The organism is Mycolicibacterium sichuanense (assembly GCF_033741125.1).
Taxonomy (GTDB): domain Bacteria; phylum Actinomycetota; class Actinomycetes; order Mycobacteriales; family Mycobacteriaceae; genus Mycobacterium.
The window spans coordinates 71,955-81,441 of record NZ_JAWQPU010000014.1 but is presented as its reverse complement, the minus strand read 5'-3'; the positions used below and the strand labels follow the sequence as shown (position 1 = coordinate 81,441).

Here is a 9,487-nt window from a genome sequence, read left to right as displayed (position 1 = left end):
ATCTCTACAATCACCATCGACCCCACACCGGCATCGGCGGCAAGTCACCCATCGAACGCCTCAGCGTTCACAACCTGCCCGTGAAGAACAACTAGCGCGCCATGTCCACGAACTTCGACAGGTGCAGCTGATGCGCCACGGTGATCGTCTTCGTCGGTCCCGCACGGTGTTTGGCGATGATGAGGTCGGCCTCGCCGCCGCGGGGATCGTCGCGCTCGAACGCATCGGGGCGATGCAGCAGCACGACCATGTCGGCGTCCTGCTCGATGGATCCCGATTCACGAAGGTCCGAGAGCATCGGCTTCTTGTCGGTGCGCTGCTCCGGGCCACGGTTCAGCTGGCTCATCGCCACCACCGGAACCTCCAGCTCCTTGGCGAGAAGCTTGATCTGCCGGGACAATTCGGAGACTTCCTGCTGGCGCGACTCGACCTTCTTGCCAGAGGTCATCAGCTGCAGGTAGTCGATGACGATCAATCGCAGCTCTACCTTCTGGTGGAGCCGGCGGGCCTTGGCGCGGATCTCCATCATCGTCAGGTTCGGCGAGTCGTCGATGTAGAGCGGCGCCTCGCTGATCTCACTCATGCGCCTCGCCAGCCGCGTCCAGTCGTCGTCGGTCATCCGACCCGAACGCATGTCGGCCAGCTTGATCTTCGCCTCGGCCGACAACAGCCGCATGACGATCTCGGGCTTGCTCATCTCCAACGAGAACACGATGCTTGGCATCCGGTTCTTGATCGAGCACGACCGCAAGAAGTCGAGACCGAGGGTCGAGTTGTGGGTCGGCACCATGGCCCGGCTGGCCAGGTACATGTGACTGGCGTTGTCCACTTCGACGCAGCGCACGGGCACGCTCTCGACTGCCCGCACGTCGACGATGAACCGCGAACCAGATCGAGCCGTGTTCACCGCGGCGCGGCGTTCCTTGTGCAGCAATGCCTTTCGATGCAGCCCGAAGACATCGTCTTCGGTGGCGAACGTCAGCGTGTACGCAGTCGACGACGCGTCCGTCCGGCCGCGGACCCTCTTGGTCGACGTCTGGCAGCGGTAACCCAAGCTGACGACCAATTCGGCGACGTCGGCCGCCAGACGTCGATTGGTCACCGAGAACTGAACGGACCCGCCGGCGGTGACGGTGCCGTCGGTGTCGAGCAGGCCGGCGAGCAGAGCCCGCCGCTGGTCTTCCGATGCCCGCAAATAGCCGATCGGAATGTGCTTGTCTCCCAGTACGCCCAAGGTGCGAAGTCGCGCCTGCACGGTGCCCACCGCGTTGCGGCACGCCTCGCACAGGAGAAGACCGCTGGACGGTTCACCGCACCGCGTGCATCGTGGCTCCGGCACCGGTTCGGAGAGGAACCGCGCGCGACCACCGCAGCTGCGGCCACACGTCCGCACTTGGCTGGTCCGAGGCATGAAGACCGCTCCACACACGACGCACTTGCGCGCCTCGACCTCGGGCGCGTCGGGCAGGACCAGCTGATAGCGATACTTGGCGGTTGACGACCTGCGGGCCACTACGCCCTCGGACTCGATGCGAACGACGATCTCGGGATCCGCGCTGGTGATCTGAGCGCAGGCGGAGGTGCTGTCGCCGAGCCAGGCGCCCAACGTGTAAGGCGGGACCAGTAATTCGCGACTGGCTCCCTGAAGGGGCGCGCTGTTGGTGACCGAATGATTGAGCCGCCGATCGACCGTCGGGCAACGCAATGTTTCCGCGATCTGGCGTGTGGTGCGGACCGCTGCAAACGTGCGCTGGCTCTCGTGTCGGTTGTAACCGGCGGCCGCGGCCTGCGCCGACCTGCGTGAGGCACGATCGTCCGTCAACCACTGGTGCTGCTCGTCGGCGACGATGATCGTGCCGTCGGAGAACTCGACCTCAAAGCAGGGACGCCCGGGCATCACCTCGGTCGCCGCCACGACGCGGGTCGGGCGCCCGTCGGGGCCCACCAGTTGATCCCCCGGCTGAACCTCCCCCATCGTCGTCCACCCGGTCGGCGTTGGCAGCGGGGTGTCCACGGCCAGGGCCTTGCCCACGCCGGGTCGCGCCGCGACGACGATCATCTGACCCGGATGCAGCCCGTTGGTCACCTCGTCCAGGTCGGCGAACCCGGTGGGCACGCCGCGGGAGATACCGCCCTGGGACGCGATCGCGTCGATCTCGTCCATCGTCGGCTGCAGCAAATCCTCCAGGACCGTGAAGTCCTCCCGGGTGCGCCGCTCGGTGACGTCGTAGATCTCGGCCTGTGCGCGGTCGACGACCTCGGCGACGTCCGAACCCTCGGCCCCGGCGTAGCCGTACTGCACCACGCGCGTACCGGCCTCCACGAGGCGCCGCAGCAGGGACTTCTCGGCGACGATGCCCGCGTAGAAGCCGGCGTTGGCCGCGGTCGGCACGGTGGAGATCAGGGTGTGTAGGTAGGGCGCTCCGCCTACCCGCTTGAGCAGTCCGCGACGGTCCAGTTCGGCGGAGACGGTGATGGCGTCGGCGGGCTCGCCCCGGCCATACAGATCGAGGATGGCGTCGTACACGCTCTGGTGCGCAGGGCGGTAGAAGTCGCCGGGCCGCAGCCGCTCGAGGACGTCGGCGATGGCGTCCTTGGACAGCAGCATGCCGCCGAGTACGGACTGTTCGGCAGCGAGGTCCTGGGGAGGCTGGCGGCCGTAGTCCTCGCTGGGCGGCGGTCCGTCCTCCTGCGCACGAACCCCCGAATGACCGCCCGGCCGACCCAGATCATCGACGACAGCCACGAAGCTTCCCACCTCCCCCAACATCTTCACACGACATCGAACAGCCATTCGACCGACTCGCCCGGCAGAGTAGGCCGGCCCCCCGACAACCATCGGAAGATCTACTTGCGACGGCTCACGCTAGACGTTGCTGAGGGGGATGCAAGCGAGCCCTGTGGATGAACTCGTGGATGGCGTGTGGATAGGCTTGGTGGACTGTGTTGAGCCCTTGGGTACAACTCGTGCACAACCAGTTCGGCATTCGAGATCACCGCAGTTGAGAGCCATACCGGCAAGCCGGCCACTTGTGGATGCGAATTGCCCCGGCGTGTCGGCCGGGGTTGCCGTCTCGGGCGTGTTGTGTTGCCCATTTGGACCGTGCAGGTTAACAGTCGGTTAGGTTCGCTAGAGCCAGAATGGCCGGCGAAATTCGCCAGTGCACACAGCAACGCCCGGGCGGAGGTGATCAGGTCCTCCACCCGGGCGTATTTACGCTGAGGTTATTATCCGGCGACGACGTCCACGGTCACGACGACGTTGACCTCGGGGTGCAGCCGCACGTCGACTGCGTGCGAGCCGATCTTCTTGATGTGCGCCTTGGGCAGGTCCACGACCCTCTTCTCGAGGCTCGGGCCGCCGGCCTTCTTGATGGCCGCCACGATGTCGGCGGGCGTCACGGAACCGAACAGCTTGCCCGCGCCAGCGGTGCGCACCGGCAGCGATACGGGGCCGAGGCCCTCGATCGCCGTCTTGAGCTCCTTGGCGTGATCCAGGTCGCGAATGGTCTTCACCTCGCGGGCCCGACGGATCTCCTCGGCCTGACGCTCGGCGCCACGCGACGCCACGATCGCCATGCCACGCGGCAGCAGGTAGTTACGCCCGTAGCCGTCCTTCACTTCGACGGTGTCGCCAGCTGAACCCAGGTGGTCGACCTCAGCGGTGAGAATCAGTTTCATGTGAGTGTCTTTCCGTTCCGGTCTAGCGCGACGCCGCGCTGAACGGCAGCAGAGCCACCTCGCGGGCGTTCTTGACCGCGATCGCGATGTCGCGCTGGTGCTGCACGCAGTTGCCGGTGACCCGGCGGGCACGGATCTTGCCGCGCTCGCTGATGTAGGTCCGCAGCAACGCGGTGTCCTTGTAGTCGATGGTCTGCCCCTTCTTGGAGCAGAACGCGCACTTGCGAGTCTTGACCGGCTTTTCGGGAGCCGGGCGCCTCTTGGTAGAGGAGGACTTGGCCATGTCTATCTCTTTCTCAGTACTAGGAAATCAATTGGTTCAGAAGGGAGGTTCTTCGTCGGCTCCGCTGAACGAGCCCGAAGCCGGGGCACTGCCCCACGGGTCGTCGGCAGGAGCGCCGCCGGACGGCGCCGGGCGTGAGCCCCCGCCGCCGCCACCGAAGCCGCCTCCGCCACCGCCGCTACGGCTGGCCTTGTTGACCTTGGCCGTCGCATACCGCAGTGAAGGGCCGATCTCGTCGACCTCGAGCTCGACGACCGTGCGCTTCTCGCCCTCGCGGGTCTCGTACGACCGCTGCTTGAGCCGGCCGGTGACGATGACCCGCGAACCGCGAGTGAGGCTTTCGGCAACGTTCTCGGCAGCCTCACGCCAAATGCTGCACCGCATGAACAGCGGGTCGCCGTCTTTCCACTCGTTGGTCTGACGGTCCATCATCCGAGGTGTCGACGCCACCGTGAAGTTGGCGACGGCCGCCCCGGACGGCGTGAACCGCAGTTCGGGATCGGCGGTCAGGTTTCCGACGATGGTGAGGTTGGTATCACCAGCAGCCACGGGATCCTCCTGTGTAGTTGGCTCTTCGCGCGAGGGGCTCGGCGCCGTACGGCTCGCTTCGGAGCGGGTCGTCAGCGAGCCTACGGAAGCGCTACGACGTGCACTGCCCAGTTGGGCTCAGTGCTTGTCGGTCCGCATCACCTTGGTCCGCAGGACGGACTCGTTCAGGCTGAGCTGGCGATCCAGCTCGGACACCGTGGCCGGTTCGGCCTTCACGTCGATGACGGCATAGATGCCCTCGGGGTGCTTGAGGATCTCGTACGCCAACCGGCGCCGGCCCCAGATGTCGATCTTCTCGACCGTGCCACCGTCCTTGCGGATGACGTTCAGGAACGTCTCCAGCGACGGAGCAACAGTGCGCTCGTCGAGCGTGGGGTCGAGGATGACCATGATTTCGTATGGACGCATGTGGAACCCATCACCTCCTATGGTCGTGTGCGGCCACGGACTGTCCGTGGCAGGAGGGTCGCCTGCGTCGGCAACCCGGCAAGGTTACAGCAGAACCGCCTGAGCTGCGAAATCGCGGCGCTCAGCCGCCCTCGGCGGTCCGCTTGATGGCCGCCAACGTGACGGGGATGCCGGCGTGGGCCGCCGCCGAACGGATCTCGATCTGCCGCTGCGCGTCCTCGCCGAATCGGCCGTGGAAGCCCTCGATGCCCGCGGGCAGGAACGCCCACGACTCGGTCAGGCGGCTGCCACCGTCGACCGGCTCCATGCCGAAGCCCCAGCGCACCCAGCCGTCGTTGACCACCCAGGCGAACTCGCGGCCCGGCTCGGCGGCCACCACCCGGCTGCGGGTCTCCCAGATGCGCTTGCCGTCGTCGTTGCGACCGGTGAAGTACGAGCCCACCGTCGGACCGGCGCCGTCGTCCCACCAGCAGGCCCGGCACTGCGGACTCCACTCGCCCATCCTGGTGACGTCGGAGACCAGCGCGTAGAGCCGCTCCGGGTCTAGGTCCACCACGATCGAATCGCTGAACTCGAGGTCGGTCACGTCGGCATCAACTCCTTCTCGGCACGCACGACCGGCACCGGCACCGGCGGCCGCAGTCGCGCGGGCAGCCATCTCGGCGGGGCGTCGGCCGCACCCTCGAACACCCCGCCCGACGGGTCGTCCACCCGCCCGCCGTGCCGGACGAGATCCAGTTCGGGTCGGTAGATCTGACGAATCACCAGGGCACACAAGGCGATCACTGCGATGTCACGCAGCAGGACCGTGGTGGTGAACCACTGCTGGGGCAGTCCCATCTTCTGCTCGCCGAACAGGTAGAGCATCCTGGGCACCCAGACCAGTGCGTCGATCGTCATCCACGCCAACAGGATTCGGCGCTGCGGCAGGGCCAGCACCGCCAGCGGCACCAGCCACAGCGAATACTGCGGACTCCACACCTTGTTGGTCAACAGGAACGCCGCAACGACGAGGAACGCCAGCTGGGCCACCCGGGGCCGCTGCCGGGCCGTCAGCCCGACGTATGCGATTCCGCACAGGCAGACGCCGAACAGCAGCGCGGTCACGGTGTTGGTGACCGACGGTGGCTCCCAGAACCCCAGGCCCGTATCGAAACCCCGCCACCCAGTGAAGGACTTCACCACGTTGTATATCGAGTCCATGTCGTCACCGCGGCGGGTGTTGAGCCGGAAGAACTCCGACCAACCCCGCGGATACAGCACCATGATCGGCAGATTGACCACCAGCCACGTCACCACCGCGGTGCCGGCCGTCTTGCCGACCTCGCGCAACCGGCCCGTGCGCACGCCGAGGATCAAGAGCGGCGCCAGCAACAGCAGCGGATAGAGCTTGAGCGCCACCCCGATGCCGATGAGCGCGCCTGCCAAGGCCGGTCGCCGCCGGGCCCACGCCAGCATCGCACCCGCTGCGCACGCGGTGGCCAGCGCATCGAAGTTGGTGAAGATCTGGAAGATCAGCAGCGGCGAGGCCGCCACCAGCGCGGCGTCCCAGATCCGCCGGCCGGCCAGCCGCGCCGTCGCCCATACCGTCGCGAGCCACGCCAGTGCCAGACCGAACGCGGCGATGTCGAAGAACATCACCACCTCGGCAACCACGGGGATGGAGATCAGCTTCGTCAGCGCGGTGTAGGTCTTCGCCAATGCCATCGACACGTACTGGTAGAGCCCGGTCAGCACCGGATACTCCATGTACCTGATCGCCGGGCTGCCGTCGTACTGCACCTGCGGGGCACCCGAGGAGTCCTTCTCGACCCACGACGACTTGTACGGAAACTTGCCCTGGTTCAACAACTCCGCGGTGTACAGCGGCACGGTGTCGGAATAGCAGAACTCGTAGTAGGCCCGCTGGTTCTCCCAGACGGCGACCCGCTGATCGGCCGGTCCGGCGCCCGTCGACTGCAGGCAGGCAGCCTTCGTCGTATATCCGAGCGCAAGGAACACCAGCGCGATCATCAGCATCGCGCGCAGCGGGGTCAGGAAGCGCGCCCGGCCGATCAGAGCGTGCCGGCCCACCGGACCGCCGATGACACCCGACAGCGCCGCGCCGATGGTGTCCGTCCGGCTGGGCAAGTCGCGGTCGTCGTCGCTGCGCAGATCATCGGCCAGCGGGTACGGGGACACCGTCGACCGACTCGGGTCCTGCCCGGTCACGGCGGAGGTGGCGGGGCTGTGGCCGTGGGGGTGACCGCGTTCGGATCACCAGGCGCCGGCGGAGGCGGAGGCGCGGTGATCGTGGTTGGCGGTCCGAACGGGATGGTGATACCCGGACCCAACTCGATCGTCGGTTGGATCACCGTCTCCGATGGCGGGGGCGGCGGAGGCGGAGGTGGCGGGGGTGCGACGGGCGGACCCGCGTAACCGCCGATCTCCGTCGGCTTGGGGAACGTCTCGACGTCGGTGCCCTGCAGCGCGCCGTCCATCGTGGACTTCCAGATGTCCGACGGCAGGCCCGAGCCGTACACCGAGCCACCCGACTTGTTCACCAGCGGCTTGGTGCCCTCGGTGGTGCCGACCCACACCGCGGTGGACAGCGACGGGGTGTAACCCACCATCCACGCGTCGCGGTTGCTGTCGGTGTCACCGAGCTGGTTGGTGCCGGTCTTGGCCGCCGACGGGCGCCCGCCGGCCAGGCCATGGCCCCTGGAGTAGGACGCGATCGGCTGCATCGCCGCGGTGACGTTGTCGGCGACGTCCTTGGGGATCTTCTGCTCGCCCGGGTCGTTCTGCTGGGACGCGTCGAACAGCACCTGGCCGTCGGAGCGGACCACCTTCTGGATGAAGTGCGGCCGGTGGTAGACCCCGGAATTGGCCAGCGTGGCGTACGCCGAGGCCATGTCGATGACGCGGGTTTGGTACTGGCCCAGCACCACGCCGTTGTTCGGCGGGCCGCCCTTGCCGTCCTCGGACAGGGTGTGGTCCACACCGGGGAAGCTCTCCGCGACGCCGGCCGCGTGCGCCGCGTCGGCGACGTCCTGCGGGCCGTTCTTCAGCTTCAGCATCAACCGGTAGTAGCTGGTGTTGAGCGACATCTTCAGCGCCTGGGCGATGTTGCAGGTGCCGCAGCCCTCGCCCTCGACGTTGGTGATCTTGATGCCGTTGACCTCGACCGGCGAGCTGTCCACCTGGTATCCGAGGCCGATGCCCTGCTCCAGCGCCGCGACGAGGGCGAAGACCTTGAACGACGATCCCGTCGGCAGGCCCGCCTGTGCGAAGTCGAAGCCGTTGGCGTCCGAACCGCCGTAGTAGGCCCGCACGCCCCCGGTCTTGGGATCGACCGACGCGATGGCGGTCCGCATGTCCGGATCCTGGCCGTCCATGTACTCCGCGACCGCGTCCTCGGCGGCCTTCTGCGCCTTGGGGTCGATCGTGGTGGTGACCTGCAGGCCCTCGGTGTTCAGGGTTTGCTCGTCGATGTTGAACAAATCCATCAGTTCCCGGGTGACCTGACGCTCGATCAGGCCGTTGGGCCCGGTCGTCTGATTTTGCGCGCGGGCCTGCTCCGGCGGCACCGTCGGCGGGAACACCTGCTGGGCGCGGTCGTTCGGGGACAGCGCGCCCATGCGGACCATGCCGTCGAGCACCCAGTTCCAGCGCTCGGCCGAACCCGCCGGGTCGACGGCCGGATCCAGAGCCGACGGCTGCTGGATGAGCGCCGCGAGCAGAGCGCCCTCGGCGACGTTCAGCTGATCGACCGGCTTGCCGAAGTAGGCCGTCGACGCCGCCGAGATGCCATACGCACCGCGCCCGAAGTAGATGATGTTCAGGTAGGACTGCAGGATCTGGTCCTTGGACCACTCGCCCGTCATCTTCGTGGAGATGACGAGCTCCTTGGCCTTACGCACCATGCCGCCGACACCCGAGCGGGCATCGCCGACGAGGGCGTTCTTGACGTACTGCTGGGTGATCGTCGAGCCGCCCTGCAGATCGCCGCCGAAGATGTTGTTCTTGAACGCCCGCGCGAAGCCGGTGAACGAGAAGCCGGGGTTGGTGTAGAAATCGCGGTCCTCGGCGGCCATCACCGCGTTGCGGACCTGGACCGGGATCTGGTCGATGGTGACGTCGACCCGGTTGCCCTCGGGCGGGACGATCTTGGCCAGCTCGCTGCCGTCGCTGGCGAGAATCGTCGACACCTGATTGGTCCGGATGTCCCCTGGCTTGGGGATGTCGACGATCATGTACGCCATCGCGAACGTGATGATCGGCAGCAGCACGCAGAGCGCGAGCGCGACGTACGAGCCGCGACGCACCCACTTCCAGTTGACGTGGAATTCCCGCCGCGGACCCTTGCCGTCCGACGGGCCTCCCCCACCACCACCGGGCGGACCGGGGGGCGGCGGCTTGGGCGGCGGCGTCCCGTCCAGTGCGGCCTTGACGACGTCGATCTGATCCCGATAGCGCGCCGGCGGCGGATCGGTCACCGGCGGCAGGAGCATCGTCCTGCGGTCGTCGGCGGGAAACGGTTCGCGAGGCTTGCCATGGGCGGCCGGCGCGGCGTGCGAGGGAGCC

The 9,487-nt window shown here is 67.2% G+C and carries 8 protein-coding genes; all 8 read right to left on the bottom strand.

What is annotated here, in order from left to right; translation table 11 throughout:
- Positions 1–91 precede the first annotated feature (91 nt).
- The gene (gene dnaB / locus SBI80_RS26835; RefSeq protein ID WP_318978072.1) at positions 92–2,746 is read right to left on the bottom strand and encodes a replicative DNA helicase; all 2,655 of its coding nucleotides are present in this window, start codon (positions 2,744–2,746) and stop codon (positions 92–94) included.
- Positions 2,747–3,228: 482 nt separating this feature from the next.
- Positions 3,229–3,681 (bottom strand): 50S ribosomal protein L9, encoded by a 453-nt coding sequence (rplI, locus tag SBI80_RS26830; RefSeq protein WP_318978070.1) that lies wholly within the window; start codon positions 3,679–3,681, stop codon positions 3,229–3,231.
- A 22-nt stretch (positions 3,682–3,703) separates the two neighbouring features.
- Positions 3,704–3,964, bottom strand: a complete 261-nt coding sequence (gene rpsR / locus SBI80_RS26825; protein WP_318978068.1) for a 30S ribosomal protein S18 — start codon at positions 3,962–3,964, stop codon at positions 3,704–3,706.
- Between the two features lie 36 nt (positions 3,965–4,000).
- Positions 4,001–4,513 carry a single-stranded DNA-binding protein gene (locus tag SBI80_RS26820; RefSeq protein WP_318978066.1) on the bottom strand — a complete coding sequence of 171 codons (513 nt, stop codon included), beginning with the start codon at positions 4,511–4,513 and terminating at the stop codon, positions 4,001–4,003.
- 117 nt (positions 4,514–4,630) lie between these two features.
- Positions 4,631–4,921, bottom strand: a complete 291-nt coding sequence (gene rpsF, locus SBI80_RS26815) for a 30S ribosomal protein S6 (RefSeq protein ID WP_140689897.1) — start codon at positions 4,919–4,921, stop codon at positions 4,631–4,633.
- Between the two features lie 121 nt (positions 4,922–5,042).
- Positions 5,043–5,507: an SRPBCC family protein gene (locus SBI80_RS26810; protein ID WP_318978061.1), complete on the bottom strand. Its 465-nt coding sequence runs from the start codon at positions 5,505–5,507 to the stop codon at positions 5,043–5,045.
- Positions 5,504–7,132, bottom strand: a complete 1,629-nt coding sequence (locus SBI80_RS26805) for a glycosyltransferase family 87 protein (RefSeq protein WP_413232819.1) — start codon at positions 7,130–7,132, stop codon at positions 5,504–5,506. The genes SBI80_RS26810 and SBI80_RS26805 overlap by 4 nt, the downstream gene beginning before the upstream one ends.
- Positions 7,129–9,414 (bottom strand): transglycosylase domain-containing protein, encoded by a 2,286-nt coding sequence (locus tag SBI80_RS26800; protein ID WP_318978085.1) that lies wholly within the window; start codon positions 9,412–9,414, stop codon positions 7,129–7,131. The genes SBI80_RS26805 and SBI80_RS26800 overlap by 4 nt, the downstream gene beginning before the upstream one ends.
- Between the last annotated feature and the right edge of the window lie 73 nt (positions 9,415–9,487).

Excerpts from the sequence above, each read along its gene's own strand:
- rplI (WP_318978070.1), bottom strand. The coding sequence starts at position 3,681 with ATGAAACTGATTCTCACCGCTGAGGTCGACCACCTGGGTTCAGCTGGC.
- rpsR (WP_318978068.1), bottom strand. The coding sequence starts at position 3,964 with ATGGCCAAGTCCTCCTCTACCAAGAGGCGCCCGGCTCCCGAAAAGCCG.
- rpsF (WP_140689897.1), bottom strand. The coding sequence starts at position 4,921 with ATGCGTCCATACGAAATCATGGTCATCCTCGACCCCACGCTCGACGAG.
- SBI80_RS26800 (WP_318978085.1), bottom strand. The coding sequence starts at position 9,414 with ATGCTCCTGCCGCCGGTGACCGATCCGCCGCCGGCGCGCTATCGGGAT.